The 15,734-nt window shown below is 43.9% G+C and carries 12 protein-coding genes and 7 tRNA genes; 8 read left to right on the top strand and 11 right to left on the bottom strand.

The features are described 5' to 3' along the window. Positions 1-192: 192 nt before the first annotated feature. The 7 genes from HUO09_RS21250 to HUO09_RS21220 all read right to left on the bottom strand — a co-directional run bounded on the left by HUO09_RS21250 (position 193) and on the right by HUO09_RS21220 (position 1,193). A tRNA-Gly gene (locus HUO09_RS21250) sits at positions 193-268 on the bottom strand. Between the two features lie 148 nt (positions 269-416). Further along, positions 417-492 (bottom strand) — tRNA-Gly (locus tag HUO09_RS21245). A gap of 33 nt (positions 493-525) precedes the next feature. Further along, positions 526-602, bottom strand: a tRNA-Met gene (locus HUO09_RS21240). A 150-nt stretch (positions 603-752) separates the two neighbouring features. After that, positions 753-828 (bottom strand) — tRNA-Gly (locus tag HUO09_RS21235). A gap of 50 nt (positions 829-878) precedes the next feature. After that, positions 879-954 (bottom strand) — tRNA-Gly (locus HUO09_RS21230). A gap of 33 nt (positions 955-987) precedes the next feature. Beyond that, positions 988-1,064, bottom strand: a tRNA-Met gene (locus HUO09_RS21225). A gap of 53 nt (positions 1,065-1,117) precedes the next feature. After that, positions 1,118-1,193 (bottom strand) — tRNA-Gly (locus HUO09_RS21220). Between the two features lie 358 nt (positions 1,194-1,551). Here HUO09_RS21220 and HUO09_RS21215 point away from each other — a divergent pair. Beyond that, positions 1,552-2,268, top strand: coding sequence for a hypothetical protein (locus tag HUO09_RS21215; protein ID WP_373563713.1), 717 nt, complete (start codon positions 1,552-1,554; stop codon positions 2,266-2,268). A 42-nt stretch (positions 2,269-2,310) separates the two neighbouring features. On the opposite strand, the gene orn is transcribed toward HUO09_RS21215, so the two are convergent. Then, positions 2,311-2,856 carry an oligoribonuclease gene (gene orn / locus HUO09_RS21210; RefSeq protein ID WP_188235230.1) on the bottom strand — a complete coding sequence of 182 codons (546 nt, stop codon included), beginning with the start codon at positions 2,854-2,856 and terminating at the stop codon, positions 2,311-2,313. 165 nt (positions 2,857-3,021) lie between these two features. Between orn and rsgA the strand changes: the two genes are divergently transcribed. From rsgA to HUO09_RS21175, 7 genes are all read left to right on the top strand, one after another. Continuing rightward, positions 3,022-4,083: a small ribosomal subunit biogenesis GTPase RsgA gene (gene rsgA / locus HUO09_RS21205; RefSeq protein WP_188235229.1), complete on the top strand. Its 1,062-nt coding sequence runs from the start codon at positions 3,022-3,024 to the stop codon at positions 4,081-4,083. 132 nt (positions 4,084-4,215) lie between these two features. Then, the gene (gene asd, locus HUO09_RS21200; protein ID WP_102943100.1) at positions 4,216-5,076 is read left to right on the top strand and encodes an archaetidylserine decarboxylase; all 861 of its coding nucleotides are present in this window, start codon (positions 4,216-4,218) and stop codon (positions 5,074-5,076) included. A 170-nt stretch (positions 5,077-5,246) separates the two neighbouring features. After that, complete coding sequence (locus tag HUO09_RS21195) at positions 5,247-6,662, top strand: DASS family sodium-coupled anion symporter (RefSeq protein WP_188235228.1); 1,416 nt, start codon at positions 5,247-5,249, stop codon at positions 6,660-6,662. Positions 6,663-6,860: 198 nt separating this feature from the next. Next, on the top strand, positions 6,861-7,748 hold the full coding sequence (locus HUO09_RS21190; protein ID WP_167413602.1) for a DMT family transporter: 888 nt from the start codon (positions 6,861-6,863) through the stop codon (positions 7,746-7,748). A 191-nt stretch (positions 7,749-7,939) separates the two neighbouring features. Further along, positions 7,940-9,472: a 2,3-bisphosphoglycerate-independent phosphoglycerate mutase gene (gpmM, locus tag HUO09_RS21185; protein ID WP_167413603.1), complete on the top strand. Its 1,533-nt coding sequence runs from the start codon at positions 7,940-7,942 to the stop codon at positions 9,470-9,472. A gap of 172 nt (positions 9,473-9,644) precedes the next feature. Continuing rightward, a complete protein-coding gene (locus tag HUO09_RS21180; protein WP_167413604.1) occupies positions 9,645-10,787 on the top strand; it encodes a murein hydrolase activator EnvC in 1,143 nt (380 codons plus the stop codon). A 248-nt stretch (positions 10,788-11,035) separates the two neighbouring features. Further along, on the top strand, positions 11,036-12,595 hold the full coding sequence (locus tag HUO09_RS21175) for an HD-GYP domain-containing protein (protein ID WP_188235227.1): 1,560 nt from the start codon (positions 11,036-11,038) through the stop codon (positions 12,593-12,595). A gap of 66 nt (positions 12,596-12,661) precedes the next feature. Here the strand turns inward: HUO09_RS21175 and HUO09_RS21170 are convergent, their stop codons facing one another. The 3 genes from HUO09_RS21170 to hemE form a co-directional block, all read right to left on the bottom strand. Next, positions 12,662-13,621, bottom strand: a complete 960-nt coding sequence (locus HUO09_RS21170) for a DHH family phosphoesterase (RefSeq protein WP_188235226.1) — start codon at positions 13,619-13,621, stop codon at positions 12,662-12,664. Between the two features lie 118 nt (positions 13,622-13,739). Then, positions 13,740-14,375 carry a TetR/AcrR family transcriptional regulator gene (locus HUO09_RS21165; protein WP_167413189.1) on the bottom strand — a complete coding sequence of 212 codons (636 nt, stop codon included), beginning with the start codon at positions 14,373-14,375 and terminating at the stop codon, positions 13,740-13,742. 99 nt (positions 14,376-14,474) lie between these two features. Then, positions 14,475-15,557, bottom strand: coding sequence for a uroporphyrinogen decarboxylase (gene hemE / locus HUO09_RS21160; protein WP_188235225.1), 1,083 nt, complete (start codon positions 15,555-15,557; stop codon positions 14,475-14,477). Positions 15,558-15,734 lie beyond the last annotated feature (177 nt).

Below are 15,734 nucleotides of genomic sequence, written 5' to 3'. Positions count from 1 at the left end.
ATGAGCCCGACGAGCTACCAAGCTGCTCCACCCCGCGTCCGTATTGTATCACCGTTAAGCACGATGAAGGCTTTTACTTTCTATTTAAAGAAAGAAACTGGAGCGACACACGAGGTTCCCGGCTCTTAAATAAAAAGGCGTGACCTCAACCTTGGCAAGCTTACGCTCTTAAGGGTGTCTTACTGCTAATTTTGGAGCGACACACGAGGTTCGAACTCGTGACCTCAACCTTGGCAAGGTTGCGCTCTACCAACTGAGCTAGTGTCGCAATGTCATTGTTCAGCACAATGAGAGCTTTTACTTTCTATTTAAAGAAAGAAACTGGAGCGACACACGAGGTTCCCGGCTCTTAAATAAAAAGGCGTGACCTCAACCTTGGCAAGCTTACGCTCTTAAGGGTGTCTTACTGCTAATTCTGGAGCGACACACGAGGTTCGAACTCGTGACCTCAACCTTGGCAAGGTTGCGCTCTACCAACTGAGCTAGTGTCGCATGATTAACCGCATTTTGCGTTTAATCCAAATTTGGTTGCGGGAGCTGGATTTGAACCAACGACCTTCGGGTTATGAGCCCGACGAGCTACCAAGCTGCTCCATCCCGCGTCCGTATCATTGTTAAGCACAATGAGAGCTTTACTTTCTAATTAAAGAAAGGAATTTGGAGCGACACACGAGGTTCCCTGCTCTTAAACAAAAAGGCGTGACCTCAACCTTGGCAAGCTTGCGCTATAAAGGGTGTGTTGCTGCTAAATTTGGAGCGACACACGAGGTTCGAACTCGTGACCTCAACCTTGGCAAGGTTGCGCTCTACCAACTGAGCTAGTGTCGCATTGTCATTGTTCAGCACAATGAGAGCTTTCGCTTTCTAACTAAAGAAAGTGGAGCGACACACGAGGTTCGAACTCGTGACCTCAACCTTGGCAAGGTTGCGCTCTACCAACTGAGCTAGTGTCGCATGATTAACCGCATTTTGCGTTTAATCCAAATTTGGTTGCGGGAGCTGGATTTGAACCAACGACCTTCGGGTTATGAGCCCGACGAGCTACCAAGCTGCTCCATCCCGCGTCCGTAATCATTGTTAAGCACAATGAGAGCTTTCGCTTTCTAACTAGAGAAAGTGGAGCGACACACGAGGTTCGAACTCGTGACCTCAACCTTGGCAAGGTTGCGCTCTACCAACTGAGCTAGTGTCGCATCAACAACGTTTCCGTTGTTCAGGGCTGCGAATTATAAGAGCATTTCTGTGTGATGCAAGCCCTTATCGAAAAAAAATTTCTTTTTTTTCTCGCTTGACTAAAAAGCATCCGCAAACAGCGCATTTTGCTTAAAAGACCACCAATATCAGTTAGTCATTTAAGATTTCACTTAAATTCGAGCCCGCGCATTATGCGAGATAAACCATTATTCTGACAGAATTATTTGCAACTTATTTTGCGACCGACGTATTTTTAACCGCACAGCACTAAAATCTGCGTAAACTGACATTCGTGAAAGCTTCCGTCTTTGAAAGCTTCTGACAAGGAAAGTAAAGGAAATTGGATTGAGAAAACTAATCCCTCTGCCACTTAAGCGTGAGATTTCACGACTGCTGGTGTTGTTCACCACTCTTTTCTTCCTATCTGGTTGTGGCTCAATGCCCAAACCTATGCGCAATTTAGGAAAAAGTGATGTCGATTTTGTTATGGATGTTCATGTCAAACAGCAAAAACAGATGCTGATGGAATTGACTCGTAAACTTTACGTTCGCAATCCTTGGCAACTCAGAAAAAGTTCCGGCATGAGTGTGGATGCTCGTATGGCGCAGATATTCGGTACCTACAATACGATTGAAATTCCCTCTTTGGTTTTTGATGAGCTAAATGGTGCGACCGGCATTGATGCGATTCTTCTTAGCTTCGATGAAAACTTTCAGGGAGATAGGGTTTTCGCCGCTATGGTGGGGCTAACTGAGATGCTCAGGCGGTCTTACAACCACCAGCAGGAGTTTTTCATTATCGACTCATTAAACGAACAGTCCCTTTATAACAGCGCTCGTAATATTGAAATTTTTGTCTGGCGCCTCTATCAACGCCGAGACAGTAAAGGTGAATTGTTTCTGTTATCAAACCGTATGGGAGAATCGGATTACGACATCAGCTTTGATCGGTTGTTTTCCAAAATGGTGATGGTTCAGGACATGATGGCTTTGATCGTGGCCGATAAAACCAATCGTGGTATTACCAAAGTAGTTCAAAGTGTTGCTCAACTTGCCTTTCTGCCCGTTCCATAAAAAACCGCAGCGATTGCTGCGGTTTGATTCATCTATATACGCTTAAATCGACATGATGGTTTGACGATAATATTTAAGCTCGGCGATTGATTCGCGAATATCATCCAACGCCAAGTGGCTGCCCTTCTTAGAGAAACCATCCAACACGTCAGGTTTCCAGCGACGAGTCAGTTCTTTTAATGTACTTACATCGATATAGCGATAATGGAAATACTCTTCTAATTCCGCCATATGTTTATAGAGGAAACGGCGATCTTGTCCAATACTGTTACCGCAAATCGGTGATTTTCCGCGAGGAACCCATTTTTCTAGAAACTCGATAGTTTGTGCGACGGCTTGTGCTTCTGTCACTGTGCTTTGGCGAATACGCTCAACCAGCCCACTACCAGTGTGTGTGTTGGTGCACCAATCATCCATTTTGTCTAATTCTGATTCTGGTTGGTGAATTGCCAACACAGGTCCTTCCGCCAGAATGTTTAACTCACTATCGGTGACAATAGTGGCTATTTCGATGATTTTGTGAGCTTCAGGATCTAAGCCAGTCATCTCTAAATCGATCCAAATAAGATTTTGATCGCTATAAGACATAAGTGAGTGCCTATATGGGTTTGTCGATAAAAGAGGTACTATACCCAAATTCAGATAGCCAAGAAACCTAGCTCGCCGCATTTACTCAAATGTGTGTAGCTTCAAATTTGGCATCAAACTCAATCAAATTCATCAGTACCATCGAATTCATAAAAGTAGATTATAGTGGCAAAGAAAAAAAAGCTGACTAAAGGCCAAGTGAGGCGAGTAAGAAACAACCAACACCGCAAACTTAAGCAAGAAGACTCCGTGCAATGGGAAGAGTCGATGCTTGAAAGCGCAAAATTAGGCTTGGTTATTACGCGTTTTGGTCAACATGCTGACATCGAAGATCCTGAAACAGGAGCGATTCATCGCTGCAACTTACGACGTGGCATTGAAAGCCTCGTCTCTGGTGACAAAGTGATTTGGCGGCCGGGTAATGAAATTTTGGCGGGAATATCGGGTGTGGTTGAGGCTGTAGAACCTCGCACGTCAGTGCTGACTCGTCCTGATTATTATGACGGCTTGAAGCCAGTTGCTGCCAACGTTAATCAGATGATCATCGTCTCTTCTGTCTTACCTGAGTTATCGCTCAACATCATTGACCGCTACCTCATCGCTTCAGAAACACTGGAGATTGCACCACTGATTGTCCTCAATAAGATTGATTTATTAACTGACGATCAGCGCCTACAGTATCGAGAATCTCTGGCTGATTATGAGCGCATCGGTTACGAGGTACTTTACGTCAGTAAGCAAACAGGCGAAGGCATTAAGGCTTTAGAAGAAAAACTGCGCGATAAGATTAATATCTTCGTCGGTCAATCCGGCGTTGGAAAATCCAGCTTAGTCAATGCACTGATGCCCGAATTAGCCGAGTCGGTCGAAGAAGGGGTTATCTCTGAAAGTTCGGGTTTAGGTCAACACACAACGACTGCGGCACGTCTCTACCACATTCCTTCTGGCGGTGACTTGATAGACTCTCCGGGAGTTCGTGAGTTTGGTTTATGGCATTTAGAAGCAGATGACATCACAAAAGCTTATGTAGAATTTCGTTCTTATTTAGGCGGATGTAAGTTCAGAGACTGTAAGCACGGAGATGATCCTGGCTGTATATTACGCGAAGCGGTTGATAAAGGTGAAGTGAGCCGAACTCGCTACGAGAACTATCACCGAATCATAGAAAGTATGGATGAAAACAAAGCCAATCGTCAGTATTCACGCAATAAGAAAGCGGATCTGTAACGATATTTTGTTGCCATTTATAACCTATTTGCTGACACTTGTAGCGAATTTCAGTAACATCTCGCGCCCAAAGCTTAAGGTTTACTGACCTTTTGAACAGAACAAACACTAAACACATTGGAATGACTGACAATGGATAAAATTAAAGTTGGACTGCAGTATTGGATTCCACAACACGGTTTAACTCGCTTAGTCGGCAAGTTAGCCTCAGCGAAAGCGGGTGGTCTAACTACAGCCGTTATCCGCTGGTTTATCAAACAATACAACGTGAATATGGACGAAGCTCTGCATTCAGATCCAAAGCACTTTAAAACCTTTAACGAATTTTTTGTGCGTGAACTAAAGCCTGGTGCTCGTACTATTGTTGAAGATGAGTTAGTGATTACTCACCCAGCTGACGCTTGCGTAAGTCAATTTGGTCCAATCAACAATGGCCAGCTAATCCAAGCAAAAGGTCATGACTTCTCAGCACAAGAGCTGTTAGGTGGCGATGCTAAATTGGCGGAAGAATTCCGTGACGGCGAGTTCGCAACACTCTACTTGTCTCCGCGTGACTACCACCGTGTGCACATGCCATGTGACGGAACTTTACGTCAGATGATTTACGTTCCGGGTGACCTGTTCTCAGTTAACCCTCTGACGGCTGAAAACGTACCAAACTTGTTTGCTCGTAACGAACGTGTGGTTTGTATTTTTGATACAGAATTCGGCCCAATGGCTCAGGTGCTAGTAGGTGCAACCATCGTTGGTAGCATTGAGCTAACTTGGGCAGGGACTGTGACGCCTCCTCGTGGTAACACGGTTTACCGTTGGGATTATCCAGCAACGGGGAACAAAGCTGTTTCATTCAAGAAAGGCGAAGAAATGGGGCGCTTTAAACTTGGCTCAACCGTCATCAACCTGTTTGCTAAAGACGCAATTCGCTTTGATGAGAGCATGAAAAATAATGTACCGACTCAACTAGGTACACCTTACGCTCATATCAACAAGTAGAGCTATTTTTCGTTCATATTGCCCAGCTTAGTCTGGGCATTTTGTTTTTGACCTACCCCACACATCCGCCTTTTATCTCAGCAAATAAGCAAAACTTTAACTCTCCTCTAAGACCCTAATGTTTCAATGGCTTAAGATTTCATGATTCTTCTTGGAGTGAGGATGTTCCCATGCCGACTTTGCAACCCATGTTGCTCATAAAACTGTTAGTGTGTCTTTTAATTCCTCTTGGTGTCCTGATGATGCCAATTGATGCGATTCCCATTGATAACCTCACTCTAATACAGCATCGACTACTGGCGATCTTCTTGCTTGCTGCGCTCTTATGGGTATTGGAACCTGTACCTGTATTTGCAACCTCAATCTTCATCATCACTCTCGAACTTATTATGATTTCTAACAAGGGGTTGCATTGGTTTCGGGAACCATCAGAAGGCCATGAGTTGGGAGATCTTATTCCTTACACTGAAATATTTGGCGCTTTCTCCTCTCCTATCATTATTTTATTTATGGGTGGCTTTGCACTGGCAATCGCAGCATCAAAATATGAGTTAGACAACAACTTAGCCCGAGTGCTTCTCAAGCCTTTTGGAACTCAACCGAAATTCATCATGCTTGGTTTAATGCTCATTACCTCAGTGTTTTCGATGTTTATGTCCAATACTGCAACTACGGTAATGATGCTGGCATTATTGGGACCTATTGTGGCATCCGCACCCAAAGGGGATTTAGGTATTAAAGCTTTAGTGCTGTGTATCCCTATTGCGGCAAACACAGGGGGGATAGCCACCCCAATAGGTACACCTCCCAATGCTATTGCATTGCAGTACCTAACAGGTGAGCACAGTATTAGTTTCTTATCTTGGATGAAGATGGGTCTGCCCTTTGTCTTTATCCAGCTAACCTTCGCATGGTTCCTATTACAAAAGTTATTTCCCTCTTCTCAACCATCTATGACGCTTAAACTGGAAGGAACGTTTATGCGTAGCTGGCGAGCTATCGTGGTATACATTACGTTTGCTGCAACCATTATTTTGTGGATGACAACCTCACTGCACGGGATGAATACCTACGTAGTTGCGGTGATACCGCTGGCAATATTTACCTTAACCGGCATCATGGGCAAAGAAGAGCTCAAGCAAATCAACTGGGATGTACTTTGGCTAGTTGCAGGCGGTATCGCCATAGGTATTGGCTTAGAGCAGACAGGCTTAGCGAAAGCTCTCGCGCACGCGATTGATTACGAATCTCTGTCCCCAATGTCCATCGTGATTACACTCTCCATTATCTGCTGGCTCATGGCAAACTTTATGTCAAATACCGCAACCGCGAACTTATTGATGCCAATCGCAGCCGCAATTGGTACTTCGATGCAAAGTTTGTCTGATGTGGGTGGTATTCAAGGGTTACTGGTTGTTGTCGCATTTTCTGCTTCTTTAGGGATGATTTTACCCGTCTCCACACCGCCAAATTCACTGGCGTATTCAACAGGGCTTATTGAAAGCAGAGACATGGCGAAAGCGGGAGTCATAATAGGTGTGGTTGGTTTGGCGATTGTGTATATTGCCACTTGGATACTCACCTAAACCTTTTCTCGCAAAATCTCCCTTAAACAAGGGAGATTCTTGTTTTCAGCAGCAAAACTTTCCCAATATCCGTATGGCCCATAAAAAGTATCAATAATGCTGACATTGCTACCATCGTAAATGATATGAATTTACTTTGTTTTCCCAAATCTTAATGGCATATTGTGAGCCCTTTTCTCTCCCTCTCAAGGACAACTCATGGGCTATGAATGGCTGGCGCTTGCTGCTGCATTTCTTTGGGCTATTGCCAGTTTACTTTCTGTTACTCCAGCCAGACATCTTGGAACCTTTGCCTATAGCCGATGGAGAATGGGATCGACGTTTACCATTTTAGCCACAATGGCACTGATTACTGGAGGTTGGTCGACCGTAGACGCATCAGCCGTTCCAGCAATGATGCTGTCAGGTCTTATCGGTATATTTATCGGTGACACTGCGCTATTTGCCTGTTTGAACCGCATGGGACCGCGCCAGTCAGGGCTGCTTTTCTCTTGCCATGCTGTATTTTCAACGGTGCTTGGATATTTTCTATTTAGCGAAAGCATGACGCCTCTTGAACTATTAGGCTCTACGCTGGTCTTCTCTGGTGTACTGACTGCCATTTTTTTTGGCCGCAGAGGACAAGCCAGCAACCATTTGGAAATGGTGCATGGCAATGTTTGGATAGGGCTAGGTTTAGGTTTAACCGCAGCATTATGCCAAGCATTAGGTGGCGTAATAGCAAAACCAATCATGCAAACAGACATTGACCCGGTAGCGGCATCTTCAATCCGAATGCTGACGGCGTTTATCGCACACTGTTTGCTGAGAGCAACAGGCACTCGCGTTGCACGTCCGACTCAACCGATGAACTGGAAAATTTTTGGCATTACTACCATCAACGGTTTTATTGGTATGGCGCTGGGGATGACACTGATTTTGTACGCCTTACGTGAAGGGAATGTCGGTATGGTTGCTCTGCTTTCTTCCACTACACCTATCATGCTATTGCCTATACTTTGGATCTATACCAAACAAAGACCGAACCGCTTTGCTTGGCTAGGCGCCATTGTCGCCGTCGTTGGAACAAGCATTTTGGTCTACTAACAATCTATTTTTAGTTTGTTAACTATAAGAATTAACAAGCAATTTGAGACAAAAATTTTGATCAATTGGCTACATTTTATTGCAACGATAGGGAGAATCATTGATCTTGCCCTACTGCAACGGCTATAAAGTGTAGTAAAATTACGCTAATTTCAGTTTTTAGTTACTTTGAATTTGACGAGGTTATAAGTATGTCAGCTAAGAAGCCAATGGCTCTAGTGATTCTTGACGGTTGGGGTTACCGTGAAGACAGCAGCAACAATGCTATCAACAATGCGAATACTCCAGTAATGGATGCATTAATGGCAAACAACCCAAATACTCTAATTTCGGCTTCTGGTATGGATGTAGGTCTACCTGACGGTCAAATGGGTAACTCTGAAGTAGGTCACACTAACATCGGCGCAGGTCGCATTGTTTATCAAGACCTAACTCGCATCACTAAATCTATCGCTGACGGTGATTTCCAAACAAACGAAGCACTCGTGACAGCTATTGATAACGCGGTTGCTGCTGGTAAAGCGGTTCACCTTATGGGTCTAATGTCTCCAGGTGGCGTTCACTCTCACGAAGATCACATCTACGCGGCTATTGAACTGGCAGCAGCTCGTGGCGCTGAAAAGATTTACCTACACTGCTTCCTAGACGGTCGTGATACACCGCCACGCAGTGCTGAAGGTTCTCTACAACGTTTTGATGAGCTATTCGCAAAACTAGGTAAAGGCCGTATCGCATCTCTCGTTGGTCGTTACTACGCTATGGACCGTGACAACAACTGGGAACGTGTAGAAAAAGCTTACGACCTATTAACTGCAGCTCAAGGTGATTTCACTTTCGATTCTGCTCTAGCAGGTCTAGAAGCAGCATACGCTCGTGATGAAAACGATGAGTTCGTTAAAGCAACAGAACTTCGCGCAGAAGGCCAAGAGTCTGCAGCAATGCAAGACGGTGACGCAGTTCTATTCATGAACTACCGTGCTGACCGTGCGCGTCAAATCACTCGCACTTTCGTGACTGATTTTGCAGGCTTCGAGCGTAAGGTATTCCCTGCTATTAACTTCGTAATGTTGACTCAATACGCAGCAGACATTCCACTACCAGCCGCTTTCCCACCAGCTTCACTAGAAAATACTTACGGTGAATGGTTATCGAAAGCAGGCAAAACTCAGCTACGTATCTCTGAAACAGAGAAATACGCACACGTGACTTTCTTCTTCAACGGTGGTGTTGAGAACGAATTTGCTGGCGAAGAGCGTCAACTTGTTGCTTCTCCGAAAGTGGCAACTTACGACCTTCAACCAGAAATGAGCTCTGCTGAACTGACAGATAAACTTGTTGCTGCTATTAAGTCTGGTAAATACGACGCTATCATCTGTAACTACCCGAACGGCGACATGGTTGGTCACACAGGTGTGTACGAAGCGGCAGTTAAAGCTTGTGAAGCGGTTGACGAATGTATCGGCCGTGTTGTTGAAGCGATTAAAGAAGTGGATGGTCAACTACTTATCACAGCTGACCACGGTAACGCAGAAATGATGATCAACCCAGAAACGGGTGGCGTACATACTGCTCACACTAGCCTTCCTGTACCACTAGTTTACGTTGGTAGCAAAGACATCGAGTTTATCGAAGGCGGTAAACTGTCAGACCTAGCGCCAACTATGCTTGCTCTAACTGATACTGAAATCCCAGCAGAAATGTCTGGCCAAGTTATTTACAAATAAGTAGAACTTGTGAAGTGATTATGGAAGCCCTAACTCAGTTAGGGCTTTTTTATCGCTAAATTTCGCTATCAGGTAAATACTATGACAAAGTTTTTGCATCCGGCACTCGCCTCATTCCACTCTTTGAGTATACTGGTTACTCATTGAATCTATTGGCTAACATTCTCCCTACATGACAATCACGTTACGACACAACCTAAAGCGCAGCCTCGCCAACATTACAGTGGCGTGTTTTTTCTGTTTTTCTGTTTTGTCTGTGTCCAATGTTTTTGCTGCTTCACAGCAAGAACTAAAAGGCGTGACTGGGGAAATTTCTCGCCAGAAACAAGAGTTGACGAAGCAACAGAGCCAACTTGATAAATTACAACAATCTCTAAAACAACAAGAGATCAATATTTCGAATATTGAAAAGCAGATCAAAGATACAAAAAGAGATCTAACATCAGCGAATCAAAACATCAGCAAACTTCAGACGAAAATCAAAGAACTTGAAGTACAACGAACGCAACAAGCGGATAAGTTAGAGCAACTGCTTCAGACTTATTACGTCACTCAAAACGCTACAACAAACGGTAATTTGTTCAATAATAATGTGGAAGAAGATCGTATTAGCCAATACTTCCAACATTTGGCTAAAGCGCGTAGCGAAACAATTCAAGCGCTGAAACAAACTCGCAAACAGCTTGAAGAAAGCCAGAAACAACTCCAGCTCGAAAGAGACCAAATTGCGTCGCTGTTAGAAGAGCAAACTAAGAAACGCGATCAATTAGCCAAGACACAGTCTGAGCGTAAAGGCACTGTAAACAAAATTCAGCAAAGCATCTCCGGTGACAAAGTGTACCTTGCGGAACTGCGACGTAATGAAACCCGCCTGAAAGCCGAGATTGCCAAGGCCGCCAAACGCAATGCGATTCCTATGGATGGTATAAGTCAGCAGCGCGGTAAACTCGCTTGGCCAATTAAGGGTTCCGTTTTGCATAATTTTGGCGAACGTCAAACTGGTCAAGTGGATTGGAAAGGTATCGTGATATCAGCCAATTACGGCCAAGCCGTTACTGCTGTTTATCCGGGAACGGTAGTTTTTGCTGAATATCTTCGTGGTTATGGTTTAGTGGTACTGCTAGACCATGGCAAAGGCGACATGACCTTATATGGCTTTAACCAGTCCTTGATGAAAAAGGAGGGTGATAAAGTCGCGGCAGGTGAAACCATCGCGCTCGCTGGCAATACAGGTGGGCAATCCAGACCAAGCCTCTATTTTGAAGTTCGACGTAATAGTCGGGCTGAAAACCCGCGATCTTGGCTCACTCGCTAATCTCTCTCTGACTCCAATTGCTCCATAATCTCATTACTTATAGATATGTTAGATTTGGTTTAGCTTCACTTATAAGCTAAATCGATTAGTCGACGTTATTAATTAATCCCACTTTTATTTGCGCCGCTTTTCGAATAGGGGCAAAGCCAAAGCCTTGTCAGATAACCCTTATCTCTTGCTTACCACCACAATTTCTCTCACAAAACGAGTTAAAATTAGACCGCCTATTCACCAAACCCATAATCATTATGTCTATTACTGAACAAGCGAAAAAGCTCATCATAGATAGTACTGACATTTTAACGAACAATGTCATTAAGTTAGGAAGCCAGTACGGCTACATTGCCTATACATCGAATACCAGTGCGGCTTGGCGCGAATCCATTGTTGGCATATCAACAGGCTTAATTGCTTTGTTGTCAAAAGACAAAGTACAAGCAATGGATCCAAATATCCGTTTAGAGCTTAATGATTGGGGTGAAGAGATCATTGGTTACTTTCGCGACAGAGCCATCGTGCATCAAAAAAGAGCGATTGAACTCTATATGTATACTGGATTACTCAAATATTATCGTCAGGTATACCTTGCATTAGTGAAGAGTCTTAATGCTTGCGAAGAGGAAATTGAGTGGCTGAATTCTCTGGTCAATGGTTACTTTGACCGCGGTGAAATCGTGACCTGCTATGAGTATCAAACATTAACCTCTCACTCAAGCCAAGAGCTATCCGACATTAAACAGAGCCACAGAGAAGTACTCAACAACAAGAACCAACTTCTCTCGATCATTGAAAGTATCGACCTGCCTCTATTTGGCATTGATAATCAGGGGTATATCCGTCACGCCAACGGCTTGGGCCATAAGTTACTATCACATCAGCATTACACTGATGATAAGTCGAACTATTGGGATGTTAACCTAGACGATATTGGCTATAACGTTAACCAGCTCATACCTGATTTCAAAGCTATCAGTGAGTCAAATAAGACAAACAAACATCTTTACAACATCGTCAATATTCATGGTTCTCCTTATGAATTGTATTTTTATAAATACAAAGGCATGGTGCGCTATCGAGACGAACATGATTCCATCATAGTGATGTTGCGTGATATCTCTAGTTTGGTGGCCTATGAAAATCAACTGGAGTCAGAACGACAAAAGCGATTTGCTGAGAAACAAGAAATCATTCAAGTACTGGGCGACATTCTTGAAAACCGCTCAGATGAAACGGGGCTGCATGTACGACGTGTTGCCTGCGTTGCAAGCAAATTAGGTATGCTTTATGGCCTCAGTCATGAAGATGTCACTACTATCTATACCGCAAGTCCACTTCATGATGTCGGCAAAATCGCGGTTCCAGATGCAATACTGAACAAACCGGGTCGACTGACCAAAGAAGAATTCGAAGTCGTGAAAAAGCACTCCGAAGTCGGTCGAAATTTACTTAGAGGAAGCGACTCATATCTAATGCAAATGGCTTGTATCATCGCACATGAACATCACGAGAAATGGGACGGTAACGGCTACCCATGCGGTAAAACCGGTGAAGAAATCCATATTTTCGCTCGTATTGTCGCGATTGCAGATGTCTTTGACGCGCTACTGAGTAAACGTCCATACAAAAATGCTTGGGCTAAAGAAGAAGTGCTGCAGGAATTTATTGACCAAAAAGGTAAGCACTTTGACCCAGTGTTGACTCAACTGCTTATCGATAATTTTGAAGAACTCGCTCATTTACATACACAAGCCAACGAGTTTACATTGCCGCAAATGTACCAGCCACATACCATCAACTGCGCAGCTTAAGTGCTGGCTTGTGCCACTATTAAACGAAAAAACAATCAAACAGGAAGACCTTAACGCCTTCCTGTTTTAATTTCCGTAATAGCTTTCTACAGTATGAACTAAACGTGATAACTCCATTTCGGGTAAACGGTTAATACCACCAGCAGCTTCCCTTCCTCCGCCCGTAACAAATTGCGAACACAGCTCCCCAGCACCTTGCTTATTGTTTAATGGCGCGCGAAGAGAAACAGCGAAGTTATCATTGTCGATTTTGGTCAATACAAGATGAGCTTGCGAAGGCGACTGATTAGCAATTAAGTTGCCATACACTCCACTTACACGGTGAGAAAAAAACTCATCCGGCAGTTCAAATACCCTTAAAGTCTCGCTTTCATAAAAACTCGAAACAGAGATAGCTTGTGCAACATCCGCTTCATAAGCCGCTTTTAGTTGATAAAAAGGCGATGATTTATCTTTTATAACCTCAAACGGCGACGGATAAGCCAGCAGTATTTGATAGAGTTTTTCAGGGTGAAAATGCAGCTGATCAGTACTCTTTCCATAGCCGTTGTAATTGATAAGGGTTCCGAGCTCTTTCAGCAGCTCTGACTCTTGCGATGTTAGCCCCAACTGTTTACACAATTCATCAGCAACTCTATTCAAGTTGTCGCCGTACGCGGCGGTAATCGCCCATTCACGGAATCGCCCTTCTAACAACTGGTCAATAATCAGAGCAGTGCACATATTAGAGTCTAAATTAATATGGGCAGATAACTGACTGTGAGAAGGAATATCCCCCGCTTGATGATGATCCGCATAAAATACATCAGCGCCCGCATCAAGAGCCGCAACAAGCCCGATACGGTTTTTCTGCAACGAGATATCAAGCACGGTAAGAGAGTCGCCCGCTTTGACAGTCAGTTTATCGAGTAACTGAATGTCTCTTTTAACACCAGTAACAAGCTGAGCTTCCTTAGGCTGAGCAAGCCTGAGTTGAAGAAGAGAGATGATGCCATCGGCATCACCATTAAAAACATCGTAGTGCATGGCTGATAATTCGTTAAAAGTAGGGTTAATCAATAAACTATCAGCGTTCGTTGTTCGGAGACAAGATTGAAAGGTTATAACTCATCACCTTTCCCCCCAATGCCTAACTCTCACTCTTCTAAACATGAAGCGCGAGAATACCATCTTCCAGAAGTTGTAGCTGCTCATAACCTTGAGGAGTGGTACAAGGTTTAACAAGTGAGATCATTTGCAACATGCCTTTATAAATGACTTGCTCAGTAATTTCGGTTTTTAATGACATTGCTGACTGATAAGCTAACCAACCCGAATAGACCATGTGCAATGACGTAACTAAGGTTTCTAAATCCTCTTTTTCAACGTCAAGAAGCTCCATATCGACGAAGTTTTGCATGATGTTGATTAAGTTTACATGCAACTTCCCTTGAGAAGCGATGTATTCAACGTGCAGTTCCTCATCACGCTGCAAGATTTCAGGCAAGTTTGAATAGAAGAAGCGATACTTCCACATCAAGTTGAACATCGAATCAAGATAATGCTTTAACAACGTTAAGCTCTCATATTGCCCTTGCAATGGTGTAAACCTTTCAATTAGCTCTTTTGAATAGAGTGAAAAGATCTCTCGCACGATCTCTTGTTTATTACGGAAATGATAATAGAGATTACCTGGGCTGATCTCCAAATGGGCAGCTATGTGGTTAGTGGTCATAGCGCGTTCACCGTTTTCATTAAACAGCTCCAAAGCTGCGTGAACGATTCTGTCTCTTGTCTTCATTGGCTCGCCAGATTGTAATTGACTCTATCGCAGTATAAATCAGTGATAGCTAAAGTAAAAAAAAAGCGCTCGATTATGAGCGCTTCGTATGTCATTCATTTATTTGTTATAAGACTGGTTGTGGTAAGGCTTAGATAGCTCATGTACCGCTTCAACAAACACTCCAGCGTTCTCTGGCGGAACATCTAGGTGGATACCATGACCAAGGTTAAAGACATGCCCCGTACCATCATGACCAAATCCTTCGAGAATCGAAGCCACTTCTTGGCGAATACGTTCAGGTTGAGCATATAGAATCGATGGGTCCATATTGCCTTGCAGCGCAACTTTATCACCAATACGAGCTTTGGCATCGGCAATGTTGATTGTCCAGTCAAGGCCAACAGCATCACAGCCTGTTGCCGCAATGCTTTCCAGCCACATACCACCGTTCTTAGTGAACAGAGTAACAGGAACTCGACGACCTTCGTTTTCACGAATCAGTCCATCAACAATCTTATGCATGTATTGCAATGAGAACAGGTTGTAATCACGAGGAGTCAGTACGCCACCCCAAGTATCAAAAACCATAACAGATTGCGCACCCGCTTTAATCTGAGCGTTAAGGTACTCAATAACACTGTCAGCAAGCTTGTCCAACAATGCATGTAGCGTTGCCGGTTCTGCGTACATCATCTGTTTAATCTTAGTGAAAGCTTTTGAACTGCCACCTTCGACCATATAAGTTGCTAATGTCCATGGGCTGCCAGAAAAACCAATCAAAGGCACTTCACCTTTAAGATCTTTACGGATTTGGCGCACCGCATTCATAACATACTGCAACTCACCTTCTGGATCGGGTAGACCAATTTTATCCACGTCAGCTTTGCAGGTAATAGGACGGTCAAATACCGGGCCTTCACCAGCGGCAAAGCGTAATCCTAAACCCATAGCGTCAGGGATAGTCAGAATGTCTGAAAACAGAATTGCAGCATCAAGAGGAAAACGACGTAGTGGCTGTAATGTCACTTCAGAAGCAAGCTCTGCGTTTTTGCACAGCGACATAAAGTCACCCGCTTGTGCTCGTGTCGCACGATACTCTGGCAAATAACGCCCTGCTTGGCGCATCATCCACACAGGAGTGCAGTCAACGGGCTGCTTCAACAAAGCACGAAGATAACGGTCGTTCTTTAATTCTGTCATTCTGGCTTCCAACTTCTAGGCTTATTTCTTTAGTTTCTTTGTTAATTAGGCGCGTATTCTATCACTTATTTCCCTGCAACAGACCATAGATTTGCGGTTTGTAGAACAGAGCTTTGCAACCTAGATCATGTTATTAACTTTTAAATCAATGGTTAATTTGCGTGAAAACTGAAACAG

This window comes from Vibrio sp. Y2-5, from assembly GCF_014596725.1.
Lineage (GTDB): Bacteria > Pseudomonadota > Gammaproteobacteria > Enterobacterales > Vibrionaceae > Vibrio.
The sequence above is the reverse complement of the archived record's forward strand: the minus strand, read 5'-3'. Positions and strand labels throughout refer to the sequence as shown.